This window comes from Nonomuraea sp. B19D2 (genome assembly GCF_040137845.1).
Classification (GTDB): Bacteria; Actinomycetota; Actinomycetes; order Streptosporangiales; family Streptosporangiaceae; genus Nonomuraea.
The window spans coordinates 38,320-50,990 of sequence record NZ_JBEFAK010000035.1; the positions used below are offsets into that span (position 1 = coordinate 38,320).

The window sequence follows — 12,671 nt, forward strand, 5'->3', positions numbered from 1 at the left end:
CTATATCTCCCAGGAGGATTCCGTGAGCTCTGAGTTCAGCCGCCGCGACTTCCTGCGTTACAGCGGAGCGACAGGTGCGGCGGCGTTCATCGCGGCCACCCTCTCCGCCTGTTCCGGAGGCCCGGCCTCGACCGGCTCGGTCGGCGCCGGATCCAACAAGGACCTGATCACCGCCGTCATCGGCTACGGCAACGACCAGAGCTGGGACCCGACGCAGACCGCGTCGGCGTTCGCGATGGCCGGGATCAACCACATCTACGAGGGGCTGCTCGACACCGACCCGATCACGCGCGAGCCGTACCCGGCGCTCGCGACCGCCGTGCCCGCCGACCTGAACGCGACGTCCTGGAAGTTCACGCTCAGAGACGGCGCCAAGTGGCACGACGGCCAGCCGGTCACCGCCGACGACGTCGTCTTCACCTTCGAGCGGATCCTGGGCCCCGACAACGTCCTGGCCGGCAACTTCTTCAAGTCCTGGCTCAAGGAAGTGAAGAAGGTCGACGACAGGAACGTCGAGCTGGTCTTCAAGTTCCCCTTCCCCGACGCCGCCCCCAGGCTCACCATCGCCAAGATCATGCCGAAGCACGTCTTCAGCCAGCCGGGCGCGTGGGACAAGGCCAAGAGCGGTATGACGATGGGCTCGGGGCCGTACAAGCAGACCGCGCACAACCCCAAGTCCAACACCTCCTTCGAGGCGTTCGACGGCTACAACGGCCCCCGCCCGGCCACGGCCAAGAAGATGAACTGGCTGACGATCGTGGATGCCGCCGCCCGCGTGGCCAAGATCTCCGGCGGCTCGGCCGAGGCGCAGATCGCCGACAACATCCCGTACGCCAACGTCGACCAGCTCAAGAAGCAGGGCCTGACCGTCGAGGGCGGCAAGGGCATGAACCACATGTTCCTGATGTTCAACACCGGTGCCAAGCCCTTCGACGACGTACGGGTGCGCCAGGCGCTGCACTACGCGATCGACAAGCAGAAGATGATCGACGTGGCGCTCAAGGGCCACGGCACGGCCTCCAGTTCCTTCCTCAACGAGGGCAACCCCGACTACAAGCGGGCCTCGGTCGTGTACGACTACGACCCGGAGAAGGCCAAGGCGCTGCTGGCGGAGGCCGGGGTGAAGAACCTCACGATCAACCTCATGGCCGTGAACGTGAGCTGGATCGCGGACTGCCTGCCGACCATCGCCGCCTCCTGGGAGGCCGTCGGGATCAAGACCACGCTGGAGCCGCAGGACACGGCCGCGCTGTTCGCCAAGATGGACCAGTTCCAGGACTACCAGGTGGTCGCCGCCGCCTCGAACCCCAACCAGTTCGGCATGGACGCCGACCTCATCCTGCACTACAACTACGTGCCCGGCGGCCTGTGGATGAAGTACAGCCACTGGGACGGCAGCGCGGACGCCAAGAAGTTGTTCGCGATGATGGACGAGGCCAGCAAGGAGACCGACAAGGCCAAGAAGACCGAGCTGATCCACAAATATCTGGACTTTGTGGCTGAGCAGGCGATCCTCTACCCCGTCGTCCACAACGAGCTGATGACCGCCTGGGACCCGAAGAAGCTGTCCGGCATCCGCGCCCAGCCGTACCCCGGCATCAACCTGCTGCAGGCCAAGAGGACATGACGCTCGTCGCCAGGATGCTGCTGCGGCGGCTCCTCATGCTGATCCCGCTGCTGCTCGGCGTGGTCGCGTTCGTCTTCATCGTGATGCGCTTCTCCAACAGCAAGCCGGAGTACGCGTACTTCCAGGGCGCGAACCCGACCCCCGAGCAGATCCACCAGTTCCAGCTCGAGAACGGCCTGCTGGACCCGCTGCCCCTGCGGTACGTGCGGTTCGTCGCGGACCTGGCCCAGGGCGACATGGGCACCAGCGTGCTCACCAAGAAGCCGGTGCTGGAGTCCATCACGACCGCGCTGCCGCTGACGTTGCAGCTCACGTTCCTGGGCCTGGCCGTCGCCGTGGTGCTGTCGCTGGTGTTCGGCGTCACCGCGGCGCTGTACCGCGACCGCTGGCCGGACCAGGTGATCCGCCTGGTGTCGCTGATCGGGGTGGCCGCGCCGTCGTTCTGGCTGGCGCTGCTGATGATCCAGTACCTCGCCGTCGGCGAGGGCCTCTTCCCGACCGGCGGCTACATCAACCCGGCCGACTCCACGGCCGGCTGGCTGCAGTCGATGACGCTGCCGGCACTGTCGCTGTCGCTGCCGATCGCCGCCCAGCTCACCCGCATCATCCGCACGTCGATGGTGGAGGAGCTGGACCGCGACTACGTGCGTACCGCGATCGGCAGCGGCCTGCCGCCGATCGTGGTCGTCGGCAGGAACGTGCTGCGCAACGCGCTGATCACCCCGCTGACCGTGCTCGGCCTGCGCATCGGCTACCTGATCGGCGGCACCGTGGTCATCGAGACCATCTACGGCCTGCCCGGCATGGGCCAGCTCATGATCAACGCCGTGCGCGACGGCGACCCGGCCGTCGTCCAGGGCGTGGTGCTGACCATCGCGGTCGGCTTCATGGTCGTCAACCTGGTCGTGGACATCCTCTACCTGCTGGTCAACCCCCGCCTCAGGAGCGCCACATGAGACGTGGACTGACGGAACGGCTCTCCCGGCCCGGCGTGGGCCTGCGCCGGCTCAAGCCCCTGTCGTGGGTCGCGGTCGGCATCGTCGCCGTGGTCGTGCTGGCCGCGCTGCTGGCGCCGTGGATCGCGCCGCACTCGCCGTACTTCCAGGAGGCCGCGGGCGGCGGCCCGTCGGCCGCGCACTGGATGGGGCTCGACAGCGCCAACCGCGACATCCTGTCCAGACTCCTGTACGGGTCCCGCTGGTCGCTGATCATCGGCCTCGGCGCGACCGGGCTCGCCCTGGTGGCCGGGGCGGTCGTCGGCGCGGTCGCGGCCACCTCGCGCAGGGCCGTGGACGAGACCATCATGCGGCTGCTCGACGTCGTCATGGCCTTCCCCGGCATCGCACTGGCCGCCGTGCTGGTGGCGGTGTTCGGCGGCAGCATCCCGGTGCTGGTCATGGCCATGGCCTTCCTCTACATGCCGTCCGTGGCCAGGGTCGTGCGGGCCAACGTGATCGCCCAGTACGGCGAGGACTACGTGGCGGCGGAGCGGATCATCGGGGCGCGCACGCCGTACATCGTCGTCAAGCACGTCGCGATCAACTGTGCCGCGCCCGTGCTGGTGTTCTGCACGGTGATGGTGGCCGACGCGATCGTGTTCGAGGCGTCGCTGTCGTTCATCGGCGCCGGCGTGCGCCCGCCGAACCCCTCCTGGGGCAGCGTCATCGCCGACGGCAAGAACATGGTGCTGCTCGGCGGCTGGTGGGCCACGGTCTTCCCGGGCCTGCTGATCCTGCTGACCGTGCTCGCGCTCAACATCCTCTCCGAGGGCATCTCCGACGCCTGGGCCGCGCCCGCCGCCCGCAAGGCCGTCACCAAGAAGGACGACGCCTTCGAACAGGCCAGTCCCGGCTCCGGCGAGGTCGTCGAGCTGCCGGGGCTGGCCGAGGCCGCCCGCAGGCTGGCCGAGCGCGCCCGCCCGCTCCCGCAGGGGCAGCCGATCCTCTCGGTGGAGCGGCTGCGGATCGGGTTCACGGACGGTGTGGACATCGTGGACGGCATCGGGTTCGAGGTGCATCCGGGCGAGGTGCTCGGCCTGGTGGGCGAGTCCGGCTGCGGCAAGTCGCTGACCGCGCTGACCATCATGGGCCTGCAGCCGCGCAACGCCCGCGTCAGCGGCCACGTCCGCTTCGACCAGCGGGAGCTGCTCTCGGAGTCGCGCCGCGCCCGCCGCCGCCTGCTCGGCCACGAGATGGCGATGATCTACCAGGATGCGCTCTCCTCCCTGAACCCGGCTATGACCATCAAGGCCCAGCTCAAGCAGCTCACCCGCCGCGGCGGCCGGCGCACCCCCGCCGAGCTGCTCGAACTCGTCGGCCTCGACGCCCGCCGCACCCTGTCCTCCTACCCGCACGAGCTCTCCGGCGGGCAGCGGCAACGGGTGCTGATCGCGATGGCGCTGTCGCGCGACCCGAAACTGATCGTCGCCGACGAGCCCACCACCGCGCTCGACGTGACCGTCCAGGCACAGGTCATCGAGTTGCTGCTGAAGCTGCGCGAGGAGCTGGGGTTCGCGCTGATCCTCGTCTCGCACGACCTCGCGCTGGTCGCCGACGTCACCGACCGCGTGGTCGTCATGTACGGCGGCCAGATCGTCGAGACCGGCGCCACGGCGACCCTCGTCGGGGCGCCCGCCCACCACTACGCCCGCGGTCTGCTGGGCTCGGTGCTGTCGCTGGAGTCGGGGGCCGAGCGGCTCACCCAGATCCGCGGCGTCGTGCCCGCCCCGGCGGACTTCCCGCCCGGCTGCCGGTTCGCCGACCGGTGCCCGATGGCCACGGACGTGTGCCGTACCGAGACACCGGTGCTGGAGGGGGACAAGACCCATGCGGTGGCCTGCCACCATCCTGCTCTCATGAGGAGTGAGCAGCGTGCTTGAGCTCAAGGACGTGCACGTCGTGCACAAGGCCCGCTCGGGCGGCCTGCTCTCCCGCGACCGCGTCTACGCGCTGACCGGGGCGGACCTCACGGTGAGCCCCGGCGAGACGGTCGGGGTCGTGGGGGAGTCGGGGTGCGGCAAGTCCACGCTGGCCAAGGTGCTGGTCGGCCTGCAGCGACCGACCCAGGGCACCGTGATGTTCCGCGGCAAGGACCTGTGGTCGCTCAAGGAGGCCGAGCGGCGCGCCATGGTCGGGTCGAGTATGGGGATGATCTTCCAGGACCCGTCCACGGCGCTCAACCGCCGCCTGCCCGTCAGGCAGATCCTGCGCGACCCGCTCAACGTGCACCGCCGCGGCACCCCGGCCGAGCGCGACGCCCGCGTACGCGAGCTGCTCGACCTGGTGGGCCTGCCCGCGAGCGTCGCCGACGCGCTGCCGAGCCAGCTCTCCGGCGGGCAGCGCCAGCGCGTGGCCGTGGCCAGGGCGCTCGCGCTCGAGCCGGAGCTGGTCGTGGCCGACGAGCCCACCAGCGCGCTCGACGTGTCCGTCCGCGCCCAGATACTCAACCTGCTGCTCGACCTCAAGGAACGGCTCGGGCTCGCGCTGGTGTTCGTCTCGCACGACATCCAGACCGTACGCAGGATGAGTGACCGCGTGGTCACCATGTACCTGGGCAGGATCGTCGAGCAGGCGCCCGCGCAGGCCATGCCGCTGGGCGCCCGCCACCCGTACACGCGGGCGCTGTTCTCCGCGACCCCGGGGCTGATCTCGCCCATCAACCCGATCCCGCTCGTGGGCGCCGTGCCCTCGGCCACCAGGCCGCCGAGCGGGTGCCCGTTCCGCACCCGGTGCTGGCGGGCAGACGACCTGTGTGCCGCGGACTGGCCCGCGGCACAGGCCGAAGACCACCACCGCTTCCACTGCCACCACCCGGTGGCGGCGGGAGCGACCGACCTTGAGCTGATCCAGGAGCGCGTATGAGTTTGTCCGGCGTCATCCCTCCGGTGTGCACCCCTTTGACCCCTGACTACGAGGTGGACGCCGGCTCGCTCGTCCGGCTGGTCGACCACCTGCTGGACGGCGGTGTCGACGCGCTGTTCGTGCTGGGCTCGTCGTCGGAGGTGGCGTACCTGACGGACGCGCAGCGGCGGGTGGTGCTGGACACCGTGGTCGGCCACGTGGGCGGGCAGGTGCCGGTGCTGGCCGGGGTGATCGACATGACGACGCCGCGGGTGCTGGAGCACGTGCGGGTCGCGGTCGAGGCCGGGGCGTCGGGGGTGGTGGCGACCGCGCCGTTCTACACGCGTACGCATCCGGAGGAGATCCGCACCCATTTCCGTACCGTCGCCGCGCGCGGCGGGCTGCCGGTCTACGCCTATGACCTGCCGGTTTCCGTGCACACCAAGCTGAGCGCCGACCTGCTGCTCGAGCTGGCGGCCGAGGGGGCGCTGGCCGGGGTGAAGGACTCCAGCGGCGACGACGGCGGCTTGCGCGAGGTCATCATGGGCCGTGAGGCGCCGTTCAGCGTGCTCACCGGGTCCGAGGTGACCGTGGACTCGGCCCTGTGGATGGGCGCCGACGGCGTGGTGCCCGGGCTGGGCAACGTGGACCCGCAGGGGTACGTGGAGCTGTACCGCTGTGCCGTACGCGGTGACTGGGAAGCGGCCAGGATGGAGCAGGAGCGCCTGGTCAGGCTGTTCGAGATAGTCCGCGTCGGTGGCACGCGCATGGGCGGCAGCTCGTCCGGCCTCGGCGCTTTCAAGGCCGCACTTCACCTACGCGGGGTCATCGACTGCCCGATCACCGCGCTCCCGCAGATTTCATTGAACGACGACGAGGTCGGCCGGATCGGCAAGCTCCTGGCAGCCGCCGGGCTGCTCTGAGCTAAGCCGTGCCGGCCAGCTGGGCCACGTCCTCAGCACCGTCCTCGATCAACTTCGAGGCCAGGTTGGACAGCGCCCGCCCGGCGGCCAGCTCGTCCCCGATCCCGGGGACCGGCCGGTCGCTGGGATTGCGCCGGGCGTGGGCCACGCTCTCGTGCCGTTTGCCGTCAGCCGTGAACAGCACCGCCGTGGCCGTGGTCACGGCGTCGTTGTCGTCTTCACTGATCCAGATCTGTACATTCCACTGCTTGTACTCCATGGAGGACCACCTCCCTACCTTCGAGGATCTCTCGTGTGAGCCCAAAGGTAAAGGTCGGGGTCCTGATAAGACCCTCCTGGGGAGGATTCCCGGCGCAGCACCCGTGGCCGATCGTAGAGACTTGGAACATGGCTGAGATTGCGGTCGCCGACGGCTCGTGGACGTTCAACGGCGAGTTCCTGCGCATCGTCCCCGGCAGCGACAAGGACGTGCACGAGCTGCGCAGGACGCTGGGCGAGGTGATGGTCCCGCTCGAGGCGATCGCGAGCGTGGCGTTCGAGCCGGCACGCAAGGGCGGCCATGTGCGGCTGCGGCTGCGCAAGGGGGCCGACCCGCTGTCGGACGCGGTGGCTGGGCTGCTCGGGCCGCCCGCCGACCCGTACCGGCTGGCCGTGCCGAAGAGCCGCGCGGGCGCGGCCGAATACTTCGCCGACGAGGTCCGCGACACCCTGCTCGTCTACCAGACCCCCACCGCAGCCTGCGAGGACTACCTCCTGCCCGGGCCCTCCGTGCCCATCTCGGCCACGGCGGGAGACGGCACGGCGCTCTTCGACGGGGAGCGGGTGCGCCTGGAGTGGACCGGGTTCGCCAGCTCGGAGAAGGAGAAGGCGGGGCCGCAGGAGTTCCCGCTGTCGGACGTGGCCGGGGTGGAGTGGAAGCCGCAGTCCGGCATGGGGTACGGCACGCTCCGCTTCCGCCTCAAGAGCGACGGGCCCGCGCTGTCGCCGCAGAAGGATCTCCGCTGCGTCTCGTGGGGCATCCAGCGGTACGGCGGCGCCACCGCCCTGGTCGCCGCGGCGGTGCTGGCCCGCCTGCCGCGGGTGGCCGAGCTGCCGCCTCCCCCGCCGCCGCCCGTCTCCGACGACGTGCACGACGCGGTCCTGCGCCGGCTGGCGGAGCTCGGGGAGCTGCACCGGTCGGGCGTGCTGACCGACGAGGAGTTCGCGGCGGCCAAACAGGCCATGATCCGCCGGCTCCAGGAGTCCTGACCGCCTGAGCGCCGGCGGCATCACCCGCCGATGGACAATGGGCGCAGAGACCCATGACCTGAGGAGCGAGCGTGACCCGCGACGAAGAGAGACTCCTGCGCCGCGCCATCGAGCTGGCCGCGGAGGCCCGTGCGGGCGGCAACCCGCCGTTCGGCTCCCTGCTGGCGACCTCGGACGGCACGGTCCTGGCCGAGGAGCGCAACTCCTCGCTCACCGACCGCGACATCACCGCGCACCCGGAGCTGAAGCTGGCCCGCTGGGCCGCCCGCGAGCTCGACCCGGCCGCGGCGGCCACGACCACGATGTACACGAGCTGCCAGCCGTGCGGGATGTGCACGGGGGCGATCGCCCGCTCGGGCCTGGGGCGCGTCGTCTACGCGCTGTCCGGGGAGCAGCTCGACGGCCTCAAGCCGCCGGGCAGCGCCTTCGTCGAACCGCCCGCCGAAGGCCCGGCCTTGTACGAGGAGGCGCGCGTGCCGGTGGAGGGCTACTACGGCTGACCCCCATCAACCGTTCGGAGGATGTTGCAGGTCCCGGCCGCGGATGACCCTCAATACATGACAGTCATCGAGATCGAGGGCATGACCAAGAGCTACCGGGGCGACAAGGTACTGAACGGCGTCTCGCTCAGGGTGGAACAGGGCGAGATCTTCGGCATCGCCGGCCCCAACGGCGCAGGCAAGACCACGACCGTGGAGTGCGCGTCGGGCCTGCGGGGGCGAGACGGCGGCGTCCTGCGCGTGCTGGGCCTCGACCCGCGGACCGACCGGCGCCGGCTGCTCCCGCGCATCGGCGTCCAGCTGCAGGAGGCGGCCCTGCCGGACGCGATCAAGGTCGGTGAGGCGCTGAAGCTGTACGCCTCCTTCTACGACAAGCCCGCCGACTGGCGGGCGCTCATGGCGGAGTGGGGGCTGGCGGACCGGCGGCGCGCCAGCTTCTCGAGCCTGTCGGGCGGCTGGAAGCAGCGCCTGTTCATCGCGCTGGCCCTGGTCGGCGATCCCGAGGTCGTCTTCCTCGACGAGCTCACCACCGGTCTCGACCCCTCCGCCCGCCGCACCACGTGGGGGCTGATCCGCGACATCCGCGACCGCGGGGTGACCGTCGTGCTGGTCACCCACTTCATGGACGAGGCCCAGGCGCTGTGCGACCGTATGGCGATCATCGATCACGGCCGTGTCATCACCCAGGGCACCCCGGGCGAGCTGATCGCCCAGGGTGGCACCGATTCGCTGGAGGACGCGTACTTCACGCTCACGGGAGGGCAGGCGGCATGAGAGGCATCACACAGGTCATCGGGGTCGAGCTCAAGCTGATCATGCGGGATCCGATGTCGGCGTTCTTCGCGCTGGCCTTCCCGGCGATCATGCTCTGGGTCAAGTTGCGCAGCGGCAAGCCCCTGCCCGGCGGGCTGCCGGCGGTGGACGCCACCGTGCCGATGCTGAGCGTCTTCGTCATCGGCCTGGCCGCGCTGGTCATCCTGCCGGCCACCCTGGCGCAGTACCGCGAGCGCCGGGTGCTCAAGCGGATGCGCGCCACTCCCGCCTCGCCCGGCATGTTGTTCGGCGCCCAGCTGGCAGCTCACATGCTGCTGGCCGTGCTCGGCACGGCCCTGCTGGTCGCCATCGGCCTCGTCGCCTACGACCTGACGGCCCCCGCGAACGCAGGCGCGGTGGTCGTCGCCTGGATCCTCGCCGCGCTGAGCCTCAGCGGCGTCGGACTGCTGCTCGGGGCCGTCGTCCCGTCCGGCCGCACCGCGACCGTGATCGGACTGAGCCTGTTCTTCCCGATGGTCTTCACCTCCGGCGCCGTGATCCCCCGCGAGACCATGGGCGGCGGGATGCGGGCCATAGGCGACCTGACCCCCATGGCCCCCGCCGTCCAGGCGATCCGCGACGGCTGGGAGGGGCACGCGGTGTCACCCATGTCGCTGATCATCATGATCGCGATCTGCCTCGTCGCCGGCTGCGCAGCCGTGAAGGCGTTCCGTTGGTGAGCAAAGGACCCGGTCCCAGTCGCTGGGACCGGGTCGGGCCCGTGCTCCCGTACCTGTTCGTCCTGCTCCCCGCGGGCGCCTCGCTGCTGCAGCACTGGCGGCTCGACACGCTCGCCCTGACCCTGTTCGCGGTGGGCTGGCACTGGCTCATGGTCACCACCGGGTGGGTCAGGAGGCCCGTGGTGGCGGTCGTCTACTTCGGCGTCCTGCTCGCCGCCATCGGGGCGCTGGTCAGCATCGACTCGCTGTTCACGGTGGCCGGGCCCGCGGCTTTCATCCAGTCCTTCGCGGTGCTGCCCCGGTGGTGGGCCTACGCCGGGGTGATGGCGACCGCGGGCGTGCTGGTCTCCATGCGGCCCGAGCCCGGGCGCTCTCCCGGCCAGCTGCTCTACTCGTTCCTGGTGGCCGCGCTGGTCGCCTCCGCGATCGGCTTCGTCGTACAGACCATCTCCGACCAGAACGAGAGCCGCAAAGTGCTGATCGCGCAGCTCCAGGAGACCGGCGCCAAGCTGGCCGCGCTCGCGGAGGAGAACGCGAACCTGCAGGCCCAGCTGCTGACCCGGGCCCGCGAGGCCGGGGTGCTGGATGAGCGGCAGCGCCTGGCCAGGGAGATCCACGACACGGTCGCGCAGGGGCTGACCGCCATCGTCACCCAGGTCGAGGCCGCAGAAGAGGAGCTCGATGACGTGGTCGCCGCCCGGGCCCGCCTCGACACCGTACGCACCCTGGCCAGGGACAGCCTGAAGGAGGCACGCCGTTCGGTGCGGGCCCTGCGCCCGGCGCCGCTGGCGGGGGCGGAGCTCCCCGCCGCCGTCCGGGAGGTCGCCGGCAGGTGGACGCGGTCCAGCGGCGTACCGGCCTCGGTGTCGGTCACCGGCGACGCCCGCCCGCTGCACCCGGAGGTGGAGGGCACCCTGCTGCGGGTGGCGCAGGAGGCGCTGGCCAACGTCGCCAAGCACGCCTCCGCCGGACGGGTTGCCCTCACCCTGTCGTACATGGAAGATGTCGTGGTGCTGGACGTACGTGACGACGGGGCCGGTTTCGCCCCGTCCGCAGAGGCGAGCGGCTTCGGCCTCATCTCGATGCGCCAGCGCGTGACCAGGCTGGCCGGCGACTTCCAGCTCGAATCGGCCCCCGGCGAGGGCACCGGCGTCTCCGCCACCGTCCCCGCCATCCCGGCTGAGTGAGCCATGCCGATTCGCTTGATCATCGTTGACGATCATCCAGTCGTACGCGACGGCCTGCGCGGGATCTTCACCGACGACGCGTTCGAGGTGGTCGGCGAGGCGGGCGACGGCCTGGAAGCGCTCGCCGTTGTCGCCCGCACCAGTCCCGACGTCGTCCTCACCGACCTGCGCATGCCCCGGATGAGCGGCGCCGAGCTCATCCGCCGCCTGCGGGAGGAAGCCCCTGGCGTCCGCGTGCTCGTCCTGACCACGTACGACAACGACGCCGACGTGCTGCCCGCCATCGAGGAGGGCGCGACCGGCTACCTGCTCAAGGACACCCCGCGCGCCGAGCTGCGCCGCGCCGTCCAGGCCGCGGCCCGCGGCGAGACGGTGCTGTCCCCGTCCGTGGCGGGCGTGCTGACCCAGCAGGTACGCGCGCCGCAGCAGCAGTCGCTCAGCCCCCGCGAGCTCGAGGTCCTCTCGCTCATTTCCCGGGGGGCCACGAATCGTGAGGTCGCCAGGAAGCTGTTCATCACGGAGGCCACCGTGAAGACGCACCTGCTGCACATCTTCGCCAAGCTCCAGGTGAACGACCGTGCCGCCGCCGTCGCCGCCGCCTACGAGACCGGCCTGCTGCGACCGGGCGCCTGAATCCAAGATGGTTCTTTGACGTGATGATTGCGTCAAAGTATCATGACCGCATGTTGTATGCCACCCCGTCCCTCACGGCGCGGGACAGCCGGGTTCTCGAAGAGATCGAGGCAGCCCGACGCGCGTTGCGTCATCAGATTCGTGCCACACCCGCCAAGTGGACTGCAGGACTTCGAAAGTTTCTGACCGCCGACGCGGTCGCCGCCTCCAACTCCATCGAGGGCTTCAAGGTCTCCACGATCGACGTGGAAGACCTGATCGAGGGCGAGCGAGACGTGGATGTCTCGGAAGAGAACCGCGAGGAGACTCTTGCCTACCAGCGGATGATGACCTACATCCAGACTCTGCACGACGTCGAGGACTTCCATTACAGCACCGGCTTCCTCAACGCGCTCCACTGGATGCTCCAGGGCCACCGCCACACCGTGCGCAAGCCGGCCGGGCAATGGCGCAAGGGCCCTGTCTACGTCACTGACGCCCGCGATCCGAGCATCGCCGCCTACACCGCACCCGAGGCGGCAGCCGTACCCGTCCTGATGCGCAAGTTGTGTGACTGGCTCAACACTGACAACGGCGAGCACCCGCTCATCAGAGCAGCCATGGCGCACCTGCACCTGGTCTCGATCCACCCCTGGGCCGACGGCAACGGCCGGATGTCGCGCTCACTGCAGACTCTGATCATCGCCAGGGACGGGGTGCTCGCGCCGGAGTTCTCCTCCATCGAGGCATGGCTGGGCAGGCCCGGCAACACCTGGGAGTACTACGCCGTGCTCGCCCGGCGCGGCGCGACCTATCGCCCGGACCAGGATGTCTCCGATTGGATCCGCTTCAACCTCACCGCCTACCACCAGCAGGGACAAACGGTAAAAGCCCGTCTTGAGCGCTCCAACCGGGTGTGGGTGCTTCTGGAGGAGTTCGCAGGGCAACGGCGGCTCGACGAGCGCGTGGTGACCGCGCTTCACGACGCGGCGATGTCCGGACGCGTCCGCCGCACCCGCTACGAGACCGCCGAAGGCCTCAGCATCCAACAGGCTCAACGCGACCTGCGCGACCTGGTCACCGCCCAACTGCTCACCCCGATCGGCAAGACCCGTGCCCGCTTCTACACCACCGGGCCGGCCTTCCCAGAGGCAGTGCTGGAGGTCGCCCGGACCCCGTCGCCCCTGGTGGACCCGTACGGTCCCGCATGAGCCGGTGTCCCAGGTGCCATGATCTTGAAGG

Annotated in this window: 13 protein-coding genes; 12 read left to right on the forward strand and 1 reads right to left on the reverse strand. The window is 70.1% G+C overall.

The features are described 5' to 3' along the window. The first annotated feature begins 22 nt into the window (after positions 1-22). The 5 genes from ABN273_RS42600 to ABN273_RS42620 are packed head-to-tail and all read left to right on the forward strand — an operon-like array spanning position 23 to position 6,389. Positions 23-1,627, forward strand: a complete 1,605-nt coding sequence (locus ABN273_RS42600) for an ABC transporter substrate-binding protein (RefSeq protein WP_349455166.1) — start codon at positions 23-25, stop codon at positions 1,625-1,627. Continuing rightward, positions 1,624-2,583: an ABC transporter permease gene (locus ABN273_RS42605; RefSeq protein ID WP_349455167.1), complete on the forward strand. Its 960-nt coding sequence runs from the start codon at positions 1,624-1,626 to the stop codon at positions 2,581-2,583. Before ABN273_RS42600 ends, ABN273_RS42605 begins: the two co-directional genes overlap by 4 nt. Continuing rightward, complete coding sequence (locus ABN273_RS42610; RefSeq protein ID WP_349455168.1) at positions 2,580-4,505, forward strand: dipeptide/oligopeptide/nickel ABC transporter permease/ATP-binding protein; 1,926 nt, start codon at positions 2,580-2,582, stop codon at positions 4,503-4,505. The genes ABN273_RS42605 and ABN273_RS42610 overlap by 4 nt, the downstream gene beginning before the upstream one ends. Then, positions 4,498-5,487, forward strand: a complete 990-nt coding sequence (locus ABN273_RS42615; RefSeq protein WP_349455169.1) for an oligopeptide/dipeptide ABC transporter ATP-binding protein — start codon at positions 4,498-4,500, stop codon at positions 5,485-5,487. Before ABN273_RS42610 ends, ABN273_RS42615 begins: the two co-directional genes overlap by 8 nt. Further along, positions 5,484-6,389, forward strand: coding sequence for a dihydrodipicolinate synthase family protein (locus ABN273_RS42620; protein ID WP_349455170.1), 906 nt, complete (start codon positions 5,484-5,486; stop codon positions 6,387-6,389). Before ABN273_RS42615 ends, ABN273_RS42620 begins: the two co-directional genes overlap by 4 nt. Before the next feature lies 1 nt (position 6,390). Here ABN273_RS42620 and ABN273_RS42625 read toward each other — a convergent pair whose 3' ends face one another. Next, the gene (locus tag ABN273_RS42625; RefSeq protein ID WP_349455172.1) at positions 6,391-6,648 is read right to left on the reverse strand and encodes a DUF1876 domain-containing protein; all 258 of its coding nucleotides are present in this window, start codon (positions 6,646-6,648) and stop codon (positions 6,391-6,393) included. A 128-nt stretch (positions 6,649-6,776) separates the two neighbouring features. On the opposite strand from ABN273_RS42625, the gene ABN273_RS42630 reads away from it, so the two are divergent. From ABN273_RS42630 to ABN273_RS42660, 7 genes are all read left to right on the forward strand, one after another. Further along, positions 6,777-7,637: a DUF4429 domain-containing protein gene (locus ABN273_RS42630; RefSeq protein ID WP_349455173.1), complete on the forward strand. Its 861-nt coding sequence runs from the start codon at positions 6,777-6,779 to the stop codon at positions 7,635-7,637. 71 nt (positions 7,638-7,708) lie between these two features. Continuing rightward, positions 7,709-8,137 carry a nucleoside deaminase gene (locus tag ABN273_RS42635; protein WP_349455174.1) on the forward strand — a complete coding sequence of 143 codons (429 nt, stop codon included), beginning with the start codon at positions 7,709-7,711 and terminating at the stop codon, positions 8,135-8,137. A gap of 57 nt (positions 8,138-8,194) precedes the next feature. Further along, positions 8,195-8,911, forward strand: coding sequence for an ABC transporter ATP-binding protein (locus tag ABN273_RS42640; protein WP_349455176.1), 717 nt, complete (start codon positions 8,195-8,197; stop codon positions 8,909-8,911). Next, complete coding sequence (locus ABN273_RS42645) at positions 8,908-9,630, forward strand: ABC transporter permease (protein WP_349455177.1); 723 nt, start codon at positions 8,908-8,910, stop codon at positions 9,628-9,630. Before ABN273_RS42640 ends, ABN273_RS42645 begins: the two co-directional genes overlap by 4 nt. Then, positions 9,627-10,817: a histidine kinase gene (locus ABN273_RS42650; protein WP_349455179.1), complete on the forward strand. Its 1,191-nt coding sequence runs from the start codon at positions 9,627-9,629 to the stop codon at positions 10,815-10,817. Before ABN273_RS42645 ends, ABN273_RS42650 begins: the two co-directional genes overlap by 4 nt. 3 nt (positions 10,818-10,820) lie before the next feature. Continuing rightward, positions 10,821-11,450, forward strand: a complete 630-nt coding sequence (locus tag ABN273_RS42655) for a response regulator (protein WP_349455180.1) — start codon at positions 10,821-10,823, stop codon at positions 11,448-11,450. 50 nt (positions 11,451-11,500) lie between these two features. Next, positions 11,501-12,640, forward strand: coding sequence for a Fic family protein (locus tag ABN273_RS42660; RefSeq protein ID WP_349455182.1), 1,140 nt, complete (start codon positions 11,501-11,503; stop codon positions 12,638-12,640). The last annotated feature ends 31 nt before the right edge of the window (positions 12,641-12,671 follow it).

Excerpts from the sequence above, each read along its gene's own strand:
- ABN273_RS42605 (WP_349455167.1), top strand. The coding sequence starts at position 1,624 with ATGACGCTCGTCGCCAGGATGCTGCTGCGGCGGCTCCTCATGCTGATC.
- ABN273_RS42610 (WP_349455168.1), top strand. The coding sequence starts at position 2,580 with ATGAGACGTGGACTGACGGAACGGCTCTCCCGGCCCGGCGTGGGCCTG.
- ABN273_RS42620 (WP_349455170.1), top strand. The coding sequence starts at position 5,484 with ATGAGTTTGTCCGGCGTCATCCCTCCGGTGTGCACCCCTTTGACCCCT.
- ABN273_RS42625 (WP_349455172.1), bottom strand. The coding sequence starts at position 6,648 with ATGGAGTACAAGCAGTGGAATGTACAGATCTGGATCAGTGAAGACGAC.
- ABN273_RS42630 (WP_349455173.1), top strand. The coding sequence starts at position 6,777 with ATGGCTGAGATTGCGGTCGCCGACGGCTCGTGGACGTTCAACGGCGAG.
- ABN273_RS42640 (WP_349455176.1), top strand. The coding sequence starts at position 8,195 with ATGACAGTCATCGAGATCGAGGGCATGACCAAGAGCTACCGGGGCGAC.
- ABN273_RS42645 (WP_349455177.1), top strand. The coding sequence starts at position 8,908 with ATGAGAGGCATCACACAGGTCATCGGGGTCGAGCTCAAGCTGATCATG.
- ABN273_RS42655 (WP_349455180.1), top strand. The coding sequence starts at position 10,821 with ATGCCGATTCGCTTGATCATCGTTGACGATCATCCAGTCGTACGCGAC.
- ABN273_RS42660 (WP_349455182.1), top strand. The coding sequence starts at position 11,501 with ATGTTGTATGCCACCCCGTCCCTCACGGCGCGGGACAGCCGGGTTCTC.